Below are 13,213 nucleotides of genomic sequence, written 5' to 3'. Positions count from 1 at the left end.
GGTTAGAATCCGGAGTTCTTGGGTGCACGAGTACCGTCGTGCGGGGTCGGCGTGACGTCCTCGATGCGACCGATCTCCAGACCCGCTCGGGCGAGTGCGCGGATTGTCGCCTGCGCACCCGGGCCGGGCGAGGTCTGGAGGTTGCCGCCGGGACCGCGGACCCGAACGTCGACGCCTTCGACGCCACGGTCGAGGGCCTTCTCCGCAACGACCTCAGCCATCTGCATCGCCGCGTACGGCGACGCCTCGTCGCGATTCTGCTTGACGACCGTCCCGCCGGAGCTCTTTGCGAGCGTCTCTGCCCCGGTCTGGTCGGTGATGGTGATGATCGTGTTGTTAAACGATGCGTGCACGTGGGCGATGCCCCAGATGTCTTCGGTGTCTTCGCTCATTCTTGGGCCTCCGCGCGCTCAGGGTGGAGTTCGTCCGACAGCGAGCTGTGCTCGTCGAAGCCGACCGAGCTCTCGACGGCGGTCTCCACCGTCATTCCGGGTCGGGTAACTCGAGCGTCGTCCAGCACGATGTGTCCGTGGACGATGAACTGGCGGGCCTGCTCGGGCGTGTTCGCGTAGCCCTTGCGGTAAACGACCGTCTGCAGGCGGCGTTCCAGCACGTCGGTCACGTCGAGCGACAGCACGTCGTCGAGCTGGTCCTGCTCGTTGAGGATGCCGTAGCGCTTGAGCCGAGCGAGGAACTCCTCGGACTCAGTCTCGTGCTCGCCGGCGCTGCCCAGCAGCTTCCGGGCCTCACGACGGTAGCCACGAAGCTCGGACTGTGCTCGCCAGAGCTCTTCTTTATTTTTCAGGCCGTAGCGGCCGATGAGGTTGGCCTCGTCGGCAATGCGCTCGCCCTGGAAGGGGTGGTTCGGCGTCTCGTAGAACTTCGTGTTTGAGCCAAGTGCCATTATTCGTCATCCTCCGCGGCGGCATCTTCGGCCTGCTCTTCTTTGATCGCCTCGACGTTGACGCCGATGGTACCCTCCGTCCGGCCAGTGGACTTGGTTCGCTGTCCACGGACCTTCTGGCCGCGCTTGTGGCGGATACCGCGGTAGGAGTCGATCATCTTCATGCGGTTGATATCCTGCCGGCGGGTAAGCTGGAGGTCGTTGCCGGTCTCGTGGGTGGTCTCACCAGTGAAGTAATCCTTCTGGTGGTTGGCCATCCACTCGGGCACCTCGTCGGCGAAGTTCTCGACGTGGTCGACAACGCGCTCGATGACGTCGTCGTCGAGTTTGCCGAAGACAGCGCGCCGGTCGACATCCGCTTTCTGGGCGATGATTCGGGCGGCCCGATGGCCGATACCGTTCAGTTCTGTCAGTGCTCGCTCGACGGATTTCGTCCCGTCGAGGTCTGTCTGTCCGATACGGACGAAATAGCGGATGTCTTCCTCCTCTTCGGCATCCGCGTCCTCGCCCGCGTTGGGGTCTTCTGCACTCATATGTAGGTACTGATGGGTGAGCGTCGTGGCGGGGATTCGAACCCCGGAGGCTGTACGCCACAGAGTTAGCAACCCTGCGCCTTGGGCCAGGCTTGGCTACCACGACACGCGTTCTATGACACTCGCGCCCGCGGCACGCGGACTCGGGGGCCGGTCCCCCTACACGAGTCTATCCGACTCTATTCCGGGGTTGTATTTAAACGCAACGAAGGTGGTCTGCCGCGTGAGTGTTCAACATGGCCACTGAGACATGTAATACCAAGTCCCACCATGTAGACGGCGGCCTAAGATATTCCCTGTGGGACTGCGTGCGTCCACACATGCACCGGCGCGTCGCCGATGGCGGCAGCACCGTCGACCCGACCAACCGAACGGCGGTCCGCGACCAGCTGGAACAGTTCGCAGGGCCTGCCGCCGTGACCGAGGCAGACGACGGAACGCTCCGGGCTGAATTCAGTGGCCGAACACACATCGCAGTGACTCCCGACGGAGCAATCGACACCGGAATGCCACTACACTCGTTCGACGGGATGCCGGAGCGGCTCGTGTTCAACCACGATAGCGGCGAGTTACGCGCAGAACTTGACGACGGCGGCGTCTACGTGTTTCGACGCCCCTGATCCAACATCGCCGCTGTACGTCTCCACTTAATCGCATGCCTGCATGCGCGACAGAAATCTTTGTCACACCGCTGGCGTCGTTCGACGGCTGCCGTGTCCGGCGGTGTCACAATCCTTATCGCACCTCCGGGACCTACTCCTGTGCATGAATACAGACGACGTACGCGAGCGCCTGCGAACGGTCGAGGACCCGGACCTGGGAGCCGACATCGTGTCGCTCGGGCTGGTAAACAGCATCGACGTGACCGACGACGAGGTCAGCATCGACCTGGCGCTCGGTGCGCCGTACTCGCCGACTGAGACGAGCATCGCGAACGAGGTCCGCGAGGCGCTGGGCGACACCGACCGCGAAATAGATCTCTCGGCGAGCGTCGACCGTGGCGTCCCGGAAGCGGAGGACCCACTTCCGAAAGTCAAAAACGTCATCGCGGTCGCCTCGGGCAAGGGCGGTGTGGGCAAGTCGACCGTCGCGGTGAACCTCGCTGCAGGTCTCGCGCGGCTCGGTGCCCGCGTCGGCCTGTTCGACGCCGACGTGTACGGCCCGAACGTCCCCCGGATGCTTGACGCCGATGAGCAGCCGCGTGCGACAGAAGACGAGGAGATCATCCCTGTGGAGAAACACGGGATGAAGCTGATGAGCATGGACTTCCTCGTCGGCAAGGACGACCCGGTCATCTTCCGCGGCCCGATGGTCGACAACGTCCTCACCCAGCTGTGGGACGACGTGCTCTGGGGCGAACTCGACTACATGATTGTGGACCTGCCGCCCGGGACCGGCGACACGCAACTGACGATGCTCCAGCAGGTGCCCGTCTCAGGAGCCGTCATCGTCACCACGCCGGAGGAGGTCGCGCTCGACGACGCCCGGAAGGGGCTTCGGATGTTCGGCCGCCACGAAACTCCCGTGCTGGGAATCGTTGAGAACATGTCGTCGTTCGTCTGCCCGGACTGTGGCGGCACGCATGACATCTTCGGCAGCGGCGGCGGCCGCGAGTTCGCCGACGAGACGGAGATGCCGTTCCTCGGCGAGATTCCGCTCGACCCCGAAGTCAGGGAAGGGGGCACGACCGGGGAGCCGCTGGTCCTCGACGAGAACAGCGATGTCGGCGAGTCGTTCCGGGATATCGCCGCCCGCACGGCGAATATGCAGGGCATCATCCACCGGAAACGCCAGAGTGATAGCCAGCGTGCACAGCCAGAACAGTAGCGGGCAGTAACTGAAGAGAGCGGCCGCTCAGATGCCGCGGGAGACAGAGAGAAAGAACCGAGTTACGCTTCGACTGGGTTGTTCATCTTCCGGGTGACGTAGCCGGCGATGCGGTTGCGGACGCCCTTGGACTCGATGTTTGTCAGTTCCTCGACGACGTCTTTGTTGTGTTCGAAGTCTGCGCCGAAGGCGTCGGGGTATCGCTCCATGAGGAGCGTCCCGGTCTTCTTGACGTAGGCGGGTTTGATTGCCATGCGCGCTACTTGCTTGGTCGCACTCAAAAAGGGTTCGGAACGGACCACGCACGCGAACGTTTATCAGGAGGAACGGAGCGAGCCGGGACCGTGCGCTGACTGTCGCCGTGGCAGGTCCCGCGGAAGTGCGACACAGCCTGTCATGATATAGCGTGTGTCGCCTGCTTGCCCACCTACCACTCGGCATCGACCAGATCGCGGACCCGCTCGAAAGCCACCTGTTCGCGTTCGCTACCAGCTGTTTTGACAACTGACTCGAAGTACGCGATCCGGTCCAGCAGCGTCTCGCGGTCGTAGCTCGGCACGTCCAGCCGCGAGGCCGCGACGGTCGCCTCAACGACGGCGGCGTGGCCGCGGTTCGTCGTCGGCACGACGCGTCGCTCCACGGCGCTGTCAACGGGTTCGAGCGCCCACTCGACCCACTGGGTGTCGCCCTCCGTGCCGGCGTCTCGCCGGACGACGGTCACTTCGACCCACGCGTCCGCGCTGTCCAGAATCGGCTCGTCTGCTTCCCGAACCGACAGCGCCGCCTCGGCGAAGTCCACCGGGTCCCGGGTGAACTGGACGTAGCCGCCGCCACGCTCCCGGAAGTTCCGCCAGGTCCGGGTCCGGCCCCACGTCGTCGCCGTGGCGGGCCCTTCGCCGTCGGGCGCGTGGACACCGAGGGCGGCGACGTTCCAGCGCTCGTTCGGTCCCAGCGTGGTCACGACGGTCTCGGAGACGCCAGCGAGCGCGACGGGCCATGCCGTCACGGAGCTACTGGAGTCACCCCCGTCACCCGCCGACGGTTCCCCGGTCACACGTCCAGCCCCCGCTCCAGCGCGACGAACAACGCGCCCGCGACGATGTCGGCGGTCGTCCCGGGGTTGATGTCCCGCTCGACGAACTCCTCGGCCAGCGCCGTGGCGTCCTCCTCGCCGTCGAGAACGGCCTGCGCCCGGCGCTGTACTTCGGCGGCGGTCTCGCGGTCCTGTCGCGTGACGACGAAAGTGTCTACGTCCGCCGCGAGCAGTTCGAGGAAAGCGTCGGATGCGCGGTCGGCGACCGGGCCGGAGCCGGCCAGTATCGTCTCGCTGGCGTCGAACACGCGCTCGAAACCGGAGACCCATTCTGCGGCCACGCCGTCGACATCAGCGCTGGACGCCATCACGTCGAACAGCGTCATCTCGCGCGCTCGGAGTTCCGGGACGGCGTCGCTTCCGCGGCGAACGTCGAGCGGCTCCAGTCCGTCCGGCGGGTCGTCGACGGCTACGTCGACGTGCTCGAAAGCACGGTAGAACGCCGCCGCATCCTCGACGGTCGTCTCGCGGACCACGGCGTCGACGCCCGACGGCGTCAGTCGCCCGTCGGCGGCTGCGGCGGCAAGCGGCGTAAGCACCAGCAGGGCTCCGAACTGGGTATTTCCGCCGGACTGGCCCGACATCCCTTCGACCGCGGCCTCGAAGGCGGGACCGATGGGGTCGCCCGCGGCCGCGCGGTCGAGCCCCGGTCGCGCTCCGACAGCCCCGGCGACGAAGTGCTCGAACCGGAGATCGTCGTACTCCCGCTCGCGGTCGACGTTGCCGGGCTTCGGCGTGCCGGAGACCTCCAGCAGCAGCGCCAGCTGGGCGTTCTGTCCGACCGACCGCTCTGTCACGGTGACACCTCCGATGCGAACCACTCCGCTGTCGTCGCCCGGACCTCGTCGAGGACCGCCGGCCGGTCGCTCGCGCGACCGACGCTGACGGCGTCGGCGCCGTACGAGAGGTACTCCCGTGCGGTTTCTGCCCCACGAACGCCGTTGTTCGCGACGACGAACAGGTCGGTCGCGTCGGTCACCTCGTCGATAACGGACTCTGAATCCATCGCGTCGACGTGGAACAGGTCACCACCGGCCTCTTCGATTGCCTGTGCAACACCCGGGAGTGAGACACCGTCGAGTTCTGCACGCCCTTTCACCGAGACCGTCGCCCCTGTCGACGCTGCTGCTTCCACGAACGTCGCCAGTCGGTCCGGCTCCCGGAGTAGTGACTCGCCAGCACCGGCGGCGCACATCTCGTTCTGCCGGCAGTGGGCATTGATCTCGATGATTGCGTCGTGGCGCTGACAAACAGTAGCAGTACGTTCGACGGGGCCGAGTGTCGTGCTCCGGACGTTGAACGCGGGACGAAGCGGTGCGTCTACAAGCGAAGCCAACTGGTCGTCGACAAACGCAACCGGGTCGTCGGGCAGGAACTCGGAGCGGTCGCGGTCCACCATCGCCCGGGCGGCGTCGCGGGTCTGCTCGTCGAGTGCGATGCCGCCGAGGAACGCACACCCGACGTGGGACTCGACCGCACACGCCCACGATACGTCGGCCTCGCCGCTCAGACTCGCGAGGGCGACTCGCGGCTCGAACATCAGGTCACCTCCGCGAGCGCCTCCTCGACGGCGCGGTTCACCCGCTCGGCGTCGGCCGCGTCGTCAAGGGTGGTGTCGGTCCGAACGACCGGCACGTCAAGCGGCGTTGAGTCGTCGTCGTCCAGTACGAACGCGTCAGCGAAGGGGTATGCCTCGGCCACTCCAGCGGTACTCGGCTCAAGTCCGACGCCGGCCATCAGGTCCGCCGCTGGCCCCGAGAACACCGTGTCTTCGATGAATGGGGAGACAGAGACGACCGTTGTTTCGTGGAGTGCCTGCTCAATGTCGTTGATGGCCAGCATCGGGCCGAGCGAAGTTACAGGGTTCGACGGACCAATGACAACAGTATCGTCGAGCGCGGTCAGAACGGCGTCCGTCGCGCTGGCCGCGTCTGAGCCACGAAACACCACGTCCTCGACCGGCGGTTCCCCGTTATGGCCGACCCACCACTCTTGAAAGTGCATCGGCCCGGTCGGCGTGTGAATAATGGAAGCGACCGGGTCGTCGCTCATCGGGAGCAGCGTCCGGTCCAGTTCGAACGCGTCGGCGAGCGTGTGCGTAACCTCGGTCAGTGATCGGCCCTCATCAAGCAGCGAGGTGCGCGTGACGTGGATCGCGCGGTCGCGGTCGCCGATGTGCATGAACTCCGCGACACCGGAGAAGCGCCGCCAGCGAGCGATGTCACGCCCCGCTGTCTGTGCCTCGTCGGAGAGGTATCGTGGCCCGCCGTCAAGCTCGGCAGCGTCAGCGAGCCGCGTTAGTTCGGCGTGTGTCTCGGCGGTGTCGCCGTCGATACCCCACCACGTCTCCCGGTCGAGGACGTCACCCTCCAAGAACAGGACAGTATCGAGGTCCGGGCACACGAGGTGGCCTCCCAGTTCGATGTCGTCGCCGGTGTTGGCGACGACAGTCGTCGCCGCCGCCGCAAACACGTCGTCGGCACCAGCGAGGAGCTTCGGCGTTCCCGTCCCGCCGGCAAGAAACGTCACCATGTCTCGACGTAGAGGGAACTGACAGTATAAACGTGGTCACTGACACTGATGAGGTCTGGAAAGCGACCTTCTAGGAATACCCTTCTATTCAGAGAATCACAGCTGAGAACTGGGTGGGTAGAATGAAGAGGGTCGGTAAGATAGGCAGGGTAACGGGTGTTATGCCCATCGTGAATCCACACCGCTTCGCGCCTGCAGCCTCCAACGAAGAGTACGTCTACGGTTCCTGTGCGCCGGGCTGGCATACGGCCGCCGCGCATCAGGACGCCCTCGATGAGTGGGTCGCACACATGCAGGCACACGACATCGAGCGGGTCTGCTGTCTGCTTCCCGGGCAACAACTCGACGACGCTGGGGCCAATATTCAGCGCTATCGGGAGGCCTTCGGAGCGTCATCAGTCCGCCACGTACCGGTTCCCGACCACCGACTTATTTCTCAAGACCGCCTCCACGACGATATCCTGCCGTTCCTGGTTGACGCCTGCGAGACAGAGGAACGGGTCGTCGTTCATTGCCTGGCCGGTATCGGTCGCACCGGCCAGGTACTCGCTGCCTGGCTGGTGTATCATTACGACTACGGTCCCGACCGCGCCATCGAGACCGCACAGGAGATGGGCCGCGACCCCAGAGATGCTATTAAATCGGGCAACGCGACTGAAGCAGAACTGTCCGATCTGCTATCATCAGTCGCACGCCTGTAGAAGAGAGCGTCGGAGTTCAATCTGTCTGCGGAAGGAGACGCGCACCGACCGCAAAGCCGACGGCGGCACAGACTGCGAGAACAGCCAGCGGGCCGAGCGCATCGCCAGTGCCGGTCGTCGCCGCACGGACGCCACGCGAGAAGTACGTCAGCGGCGAGAGCCACGTCGGCAACCACGCGGGCAGAAGCGTCTGCGGGACGAACGTCTCCGAAAGAAAGAGCAGCGGGAGCGCGAGACCGTTGCTCGCCGCGATGACGCCATCCTGTGAGTCCGCAAGGCTCCCCAGCATCGCGCCGACGGCACAGAACAGCGCGACACCAAGGCCGACGAAGGGCAGCAACAGACCGGATGGGCGGATTGTCGCGCCGGTGAGCCACACCATCAGGCCCAGAATCAGGAGACCGGCAATACCAATGATGACGACGTTGACGAGTGTCTGTGCCAGCAACCACTCGGTCCGGGTCAGCGGTGTCGTCGCCAGCTTCTCGAAGCGGTTCCCGTCCCGATGACGGGCTACCTCGCTTCCGACGCGAGACAGCGGCGTAAACAGGACGACGACGGCCAGATACCCCGGCGCATAGAAGCTCGGCGGCTCGGTGAACAGCCCGCCACCGCCCGGCTGGGTCTGGACCAGCACGCCGAAGATGACGACGATGATAACCGGGAAGAAGAACGTGAAGAAGACGGCTGTCCGTCGCCGGAGGAAGGCCAGCGACGCCGCACGCGTCTCCGCTGTGAGTCGCCCCAGTCGGCTCATTGGGCACCACCCGCGACCGGTCCCGTCTGCTGTGGTTCACCGCGCTGGCCGACGGCCGTCCCAGTGAGTTCGAGGTACACGTCCTCTAAGTCAGGCTGTTTCCAGGTCAGGCTGTCGTACTCGATACCCGCCTGCCCCAGTTCCTCGGTGATGTTTCCGATAGACTCCGGACGGATGCCGTAGACGACCAGCCGACCGTTCCGGATTGCCGTCTCCGCTGGGTAGTCAATGGCTGAAACGGCAGTTTCGTCGAAAGACCCATCAACGATGAGCTGGCTGTCACCGCCGTGCTCGGCCACGAGTTGGTCCGGAGAGTCGAGTGCGATGAGCGTCCCGTCAGCGAGGAGACCGACGCGGTCCGCGAGGCGCTGGGCCTCCTCCATATAGTGTGTCGTGACGAGTATCGTCACGCCGCGGTCGGCGAGCCCTTCCAGCAGTCGCCAGAGGTCCCGCCGACCGGCCGGGTCGATACCGGTGGTCGGTTCGTCCAGTACGAGAAGGTCCGGGTCGTTTATCAGTGCCGTCGCGACACAGGTTCGCCGCTGCTGCCCACCCGAGAGGTTCTCGTATGTTGTGCTGGCGGTGTCGGCCAGCCCCACATCGTCAAGCACGGCATCGACATCGCGGGTCCCGTCGTACAGGCCGGCGTAGTATTCCAGCAATTCCCGCGCCGTCAGCCGCTCGTGGGGCGAAAACGACTGTGGTAACAGGCCGATTCGGTCGCGAGCGACCGTTCTGGGCGACTGGCCGAACAGTCGTACGTCGCCAGTCGCGTCCGTCGTTCCGGTCAACGCCCGTACCAGGGTGGTCTTGCCAGCCCCGTTGGGACCGACCAGCGCGAGCACCTCTCCAGTGGTCGCCGTCAGCGACACACCGTCGAGTGCGACCGTATCGCCGTAGCGCCGCCCGACATCCGACGCGACCAGTACCTCGTCCATGCGCCCTCGTCCGGTCGGGTGGCCGAAAGCAGTTCCGTTCTCGTGCGACTAAGGGCTACACGTTGCGGCCACATTCCAGACAGACAGCGGGGAGCCACGGCTTGTCCGTGACGACTGGTACGCTGGTTTCACAGTGGTCACAGAATTCGGTTTTCGTCGCCATGTGCCGGAAGTGTCACAGCAGAACAATAAATAGCTTGTTGTGTGGCACTCTTTCACAAACAGGTGGTGGCTTCGCCGCAGTGTTTATTACCGGTCTTACTGTGGCCTGCTACGCGACGTGCGACCGTATCTCACGCACGATAGCATCCACGTCGAACTCGTCGCCGGCCTCGGCCTTGTCGTAGACAGTCTCGTCATCGACACTGATCCTGAACACGCCGTGGTCACCCATGACCAGTCGGACGCTGTCGAGTTCCCGCTCGAGTCCCGACAGAATCGCCTGCTGGACACGTACTGCCCGCTCACGGAAGCCACAGGGAACGCAGTATTCAATTTCGACAGTACTCATACCGTCTTCCACGCCTGTCGGCCTGAAAGCTCTATCGTCGGCCGATCAGCGTTCGGAGTCGCCCGACGAGCGTCACGTCGAACCGATGGACGCCGTACAGCAAACCGACCGAGGTGACGAACACCACCGTCGAGAGCCCATACGACTGAGACAGCGCCGCCTGCGACAGCGTTGCGCCAACACCCACGAACCCGCCCAGTATCGACGCGATAATCGGGAGGACACAGGAGACACAGGAAAAGAGACCGACGATGCCGCCCACTGCACCGCCGCTCGCGTCGACAGCGGTCACGAATACCAGATACGAGAGCGTCAGGTAGCCGGCGACCTTCCACGGGATGAGCACCACGCTGAGGGTCGCGCCGCTGAACACCACCGTCGGCGAGAACCCGGGCGGGGCTTGCGTGACCAGTCGGAGACCGGTTCCCTGACCGCCCGTTCCGTACACGCCGCCGACGTACCCCAGCACGAACAGATAGCCAAGAGCGATAACTACACTGCCGACCGTCCGACGGCGGCCGGGCAGTTCCGGACGCACTCGCAGGAACACGAGGCCGGCGATGTTGAGCCAGATGAACGGGAACGCCAGCAGAAACGGGTCCGTCGCGGGCTGAGCCGTGTTGACGATATAGCCCAGAATGAGGATGACCTCCGCGTTCAAGACGGCCGCCAAGATGACCAGCGAGCGCGTGTCCGGTATCGCGTCTCGGAGGGTCGCTGTCGTGGTGCTCATAGGGCCAGTGCATCGATGACAATGGCTATCAAGACCGCTCCGAGATAGGCGTTCGACGCATGGAACGCCCGGAACGCCGCCGCTTCAGTCTGCTCGCGGTGGAGCAAGATAACTGCCCAGAGGAACACTGCACCAAGCAACACCGACGTGACGGCGTACAGCCAGCCCAGCGGCGTGAGCACGCCCAGAACACCTGCTGCGATGAGCGTCGCTCCGAGATAGTAGACGATGTGCTTGCGCGTCTCCGTCTCGCCGCGGACGACCGGCATCATCGGGAAGCCGCCAGCCTCGTAGTCGTCCTTGTACGCGAGCGCGAGATTGTAGAAGTGCGCCGGCGTCCAGAGGAAGATGACCACCGCGAGGATGACGCCGGGGAGGCCGACCGACCCGTCGACGGCGACCCAGCCGATAAGTGCCGGCAGTGCACCCGCAGCCCCGCCAAGGACAGTGTTCTGGACGGTGTTAGGCTTCAGCACGAGCGTGTAGATAACGCTGTAGAACACAATCGCGGTCAGTCCGAGCAGGGCCACGAGCGCGTTCACCTGCCAGAACAGCCACAGCGAGGCGAGCGACAGGAGGAGTCCGAACGCCAGCGCGTTCCGGACCGGCACTTGGTGGGTCGCGATAGGACGGTCCGAGGTCCGGTCCATCCGCTTGTCGATATCGCGTTCGAGAACGTGGTTGAACGTCCCCGACGCGCCGATAGAGAGGACGCCGCCCCCGAGGGTGAGTAGCACCGTCCGAACGGTGAGCGTCTGGCCCGCCGCGAGCGCCATCCCGGCGGCGGCGACCAAGCACAGAAGCCACATCAGCCGGGGCTTCATCAGGCGGAAGTACGCAGACGCGGTCCCGACGAGGCGTTCGCGGAGGGAGAGTGTCGTGGGCCGGCCGGCGGCTTCGCCTCCGGTCGGTTCCGGCGCAGGTGTCGGGTTCTTCACCGGAGTCTCGTCGTCACTGCCCGTCTCAGCTTCGAGGTGCCACGCCAGAGCCAGCACGAACGAACTGAAGATACCCATCCCCAGCGCGAGGTGGGCACCGGGGAGTGCCGTCTCGGTGCTCGTCGCGACGACAGCTCCCAGCGCAATCTGGACCGGGTACAGCGCAGTGCCGAGGAGGATAGCTGCCCTGACACGGCCACGACAGCCGGAGCGAAGCCCGATAACGGCGACGGCCACCACGAGGAGGCCGACGGCGGCCGCGACGAGTCGGTGGCCCCAGGCGACCAGCAGGGCCGTGTTCGTCACGTCGACCGGTCCGTCACACAGCGGCCAGGTCGTACAGGCTGCTGCCGCGTCCGTGAGCGTTGTTGTCGCGCCGGCGAGGACTAACAAGTACACGCCGACAGCGGTCGCGGCGAGCAGCCCGGTAAAGGTCCGGCTCTCTGCCATTATTGTATCCTTCGATGCTGGCCACTTAGACCTCGCGATTCCGCTGTCTCTATCCGGATCGGTGCTGCTTCCCTATTGCTGCAAATCGAGGGGCTGCGGAGAAGACAGCAGTTATTTATCTCCGAAATCCTAAGCCGCACCCATGACCCGGAAACGCGCCGGTCTGGTCGCTCTGTTCGGTGCTGCGTTGCTCGCACTCGCCGCCGAGCCGGCCGCCGCCGCACAGATTCAGGACTCGACAACGGATAGCCTCATCTGGGGGCTGAACATGAATCTCCTGTACGTCGCTATCCCAATTACGGTCCTTGTCGAAGGGATTCTGATCTACACCGTCTGGCGGTTCCGTAACCAGGAGGAGGCGCTTCCCACACAGGAGAACCGCCGACTCGAAGTGACCTGGACCATCGCGACGGCAATCATTCTCCTGTTCGTCGGCGTCGCTTCCTATCAGGTGATGGCCAGCCCGTACGTCACCGCTGAGGCCGGTGATCAGGCTGCACTACAGGAACAGGACACTGAGCTCATTACCGTCGAGGCCCAGCGGTACGGCTGGACGTTCTACTACAACGAATCGAGCTGGGACGGCGAGGCGGAAGTGACCACTAGAACGGACCTGAAGATACCGGCTAACCAGGACGTATCCTTGCGCGTGACATCGGCTGACTGGCTACACGCGTTCCACGTTCCCGGACTCGGACTGAAGTCCGATGCGTTCCCCGGTCAGTACAACCGTCTCCGAACCAGCGCGAGTAATACCGGCACATACCAGCTCTACTGTGCTGAGTACTGCGGCTCGGGTCACTCACAGATGCTCGGAACCGTTGAGGTCGTCCCGCAGGACGAGTACGAGGACTGGCTGGCAGAGCAAAAGAGCGGCGGCGACTCCGAAGGCAGCAGCGAGTAACGCGGTAACTGAGCGGCTTTTTGTTTCGAGAGCTGCCGAGTCACGGAGTATCACGCTCATCCAAAAAACCGCGAATTTCCGGCACGGTGACGGTGAATATAGGTCAGACGAAATCGAAGGCAGAGACGACTGAGCCGACCTGCCATTCTGTCACTGAACGCTCCATCTTTCAGTTACTTCGCCGTTTGAGTCCGCTGTCAGATTCACGCTTTGGTGGCTGGTGACCTCTCACTGACTACTTCCTTGCTGTCGGCAGATAGGCTGATTCGACAGGTCTCAGTGTCTACCTCGCGGTTGGTCCGGACTGATTCGCTTTGCTGTATTGAAACCTCCTTTTTTCGCAGGTGCGGATTAGCACAACGTCGCCCGAAAAAGCACCTGCGACTTGGACT

The 13,213-nt window shown here is 64.2% G+C and carries 17 protein-coding genes and 1 tRNA gene; 4 read left to right on the top strand and 14 right to left on the bottom strand.

The window, feature by feature from the left end; translation table 11 throughout:
* Nucleotides 1-2 precede the first annotated feature (2 nt).
* The 4 genes from BVU17_04035 to BVU17_04020 form a co-directional block, all read right to left on the bottom strand.
* Complete coding sequence (locus tag BVU17_04035; protein AUG46730.1) at nt 3-392, bottom strand: 30S ribosomal protein S11; 390 nt, start codon at nt 390-392, stop codon at nt 3-5.
* A complete protein-coding gene (locus BVU17_04030; GenBank protein ID AUG46729.1) occupies nt 389-904 on the bottom strand; it encodes a 30S ribosomal protein S4 in 516 nt (171 codons plus the stop codon). The genes BVU17_04035 and BVU17_04030 overlap by 4 nt, the downstream gene beginning before the upstream one ends.
* Nucleotides 904-1,437 (bottom strand): 30S ribosomal protein S13, encoded by a 534-nt coding sequence (locus BVU17_04025; protein ID AUG46728.1) that lies wholly within the window; start codon nt 1,435-1,437, stop codon nt 904-906. The genes BVU17_04030 and BVU17_04025 overlap by 1 nt, the downstream gene beginning before the upstream one ends.
* Before the next feature lie 21 nt (nt 1,438-1,458).
* A tRNA-Ser gene (locus BVU17_04020) sits at nt 1,459-1,543 on the bottom strand.
* A gap of 214 nt (nt 1,544-1,757) precedes the next feature.
* On the opposite strand from BVU17_04020, the gene BVU17_04015 reads away from it, so the two are divergent.
* Together BVU17_04015 and BVU17_04010 are read left to right on the top strand one after the other, a co-directional pair.
* On the top strand, nt 1,758-2,057 hold the full coding sequence (locus tag BVU17_04015) for a hypothetical protein (protein ID AUG46727.1): 300 nt from the start codon (nt 1,758-1,760) through the stop codon (nt 2,055-2,057).
* 145 nt (nt 2,058-2,202) lie between these two features.
* The gene (locus tag BVU17_04010; protein AUG46726.1) at nt 2,203-3,264 is read left to right on the top strand and encodes an MRP family ATP-binding protein; all 1,062 of its coding nucleotides are present in this window, start codon (nt 2,203-2,205) and stop codon (nt 3,262-3,264) included.
* A gap of 62 nt (nt 3,265-3,326) precedes the next feature.
* Here the strand turns inward: BVU17_04010 and BVU17_04005 are convergent, their stop codons facing one another.
* The 5 genes from BVU17_04005 to BVU17_03985 all read right to left on the bottom strand — a co-directional run bounded on the left by BVU17_04005 (nt 3,327) and on the right by BVU17_03985 (nt 6,889).
* Nucleotides 3,327-3,518, bottom strand: a complete 192-nt coding sequence (locus BVU17_04005; GenBank protein ID AUG46725.1) for a 30S ribosomal protein S17e — start codon at nt 3,516-3,518, stop codon at nt 3,327-3,329.
* 173 nt (nt 3,519-3,691) lie between these two features.
* Complete coding sequence (locus BVU17_04000; GenBank protein AUG46724.1) at nt 3,692-4,318, bottom strand: hypothetical protein; 627 nt, start codon at nt 4,316-4,318, stop codon at nt 3,692-3,694.
* Nucleotides 4,315-5,178: a triphosphoribosyl-dephospho-CoA synthase gene (locus BVU17_03995; protein AUG46723.1), complete on the bottom strand. Its 864-nt coding sequence runs from the start codon at nt 5,176-5,178 to the stop codon at nt 4,315-4,317. The genes BVU17_04000 and BVU17_03995 overlap by 4 nt, the downstream gene beginning before the upstream one ends.
* Nucleotides 5,151-5,897, bottom strand: coding sequence for a dihydropyrimidine dehydrogenase (locus BVU17_03990; protein ID AUG46722.1), 747 nt, complete (start codon nt 5,895-5,897; stop codon nt 5,151-5,153). The genes BVU17_03995 and BVU17_03990 overlap by 28 nt, the downstream gene beginning before the upstream one ends.
* Nucleotides 5,897-6,889, bottom strand: coding sequence for a 2-phospho-L-lactate transferase (locus BVU17_03985; protein ID AUG46721.1), 993 nt, complete (start codon nt 6,887-6,889; stop codon nt 5,897-5,899). Before BVU17_03985 ends, BVU17_03990 begins: the two co-directional genes overlap by 1 nt.
* Before the next feature lie 161 nt (nt 6,890-7,050).
* Here BVU17_03985 and BVU17_03980 point away from each other — a divergent pair, with 161 nt between their 5' ends.
* Complete coding sequence (locus BVU17_03980; protein AUG46720.1) at nt 7,051-7,590, top strand: protein phosphatase; 540 nt, start codon at nt 7,051-7,053, stop codon at nt 7,588-7,590.
* Nucleotides 7,591-7,606: 16 nt separating this feature from the next.
* Here BVU17_03980 and BVU17_03975 read toward each other — a convergent pair whose 3' ends face one another.
* From BVU17_03975 to BVU17_03955, 5 genes are all read right to left on the bottom strand, one after another.
* Nucleotides 7,607-8,347 (bottom strand): ABC transporter permease, encoded by a 741-nt coding sequence (locus tag BVU17_03975; GenBank protein ID AUG46719.1) that lies wholly within the window; start codon nt 8,345-8,347, stop codon nt 7,607-7,609.
* Nucleotides 8,344-9,285: an ABC transporter ATP-binding protein gene (locus tag BVU17_03970; protein ID AUG46718.1), complete on the bottom strand. Its 942-nt coding sequence runs from the start codon at nt 9,283-9,285 to the stop codon at nt 8,344-8,346. Before BVU17_03970 ends, BVU17_03975 begins: the two co-directional genes overlap by 4 nt.
* A gap of 271 nt (nt 9,286-9,556) precedes the next feature.
* Nucleotides 9,557-9,796, bottom strand: a complete 240-nt coding sequence (locus BVU17_03965) for a selenoprotein (protein AUG46717.1) — start codon at nt 9,794-9,796, stop codon at nt 9,557-9,559.
* A gap of 31 nt (nt 9,797-9,827) precedes the next feature.
* Nucleotides 9,828-10,529 carry an ABC transporter ATP-binding protein gene (locus BVU17_03960; GenBank protein AUG46716.1) on the bottom strand — a complete coding sequence of 234 codons (702 nt, stop codon included), beginning with the start codon at nt 10,527-10,529 and terminating at the stop codon, nt 9,828-9,830.
* Entirely contained in the window at nt 10,526-11,917 is a 1,392-nt protein-coding gene (locus BVU17_03955) for a protoheme IX farnesyltransferase (GenBank protein ID AUG46715.1), read from the bottom strand. The genes BVU17_03960 and BVU17_03955 overlap by 4 nt, the downstream gene beginning before the upstream one ends.
* Nucleotides 11,918-12,059: 142 nt before the next feature.
* Here BVU17_03955 and BVU17_03950 point away from each other — a divergent pair, with 142 nt between their 5' ends.
* Entirely contained in the window at nt 12,060-12,821 is a 762-nt protein-coding gene (locus BVU17_03950) for a cytochrome c oxidase subunit II (GenBank protein AUG46714.1), read from the top strand.
* Nucleotides 12,822-13,213: the final 392 nt, after the last annotated feature.

The sequence above is a fragment of the Haloarcula taiwanensis genome (assembly GCA_002844335.1).
In the GTDB taxonomy this organism is placed as follows: domain Archaea; phylum Halobacteriota; class Halobacteria; order Halobacteriales; family Haloarculaceae; genus Haloarcula; species Haloarcula taiwanensis.
This window is presented reverse-complemented; position numbering and strand designations above follow the sequence as displayed.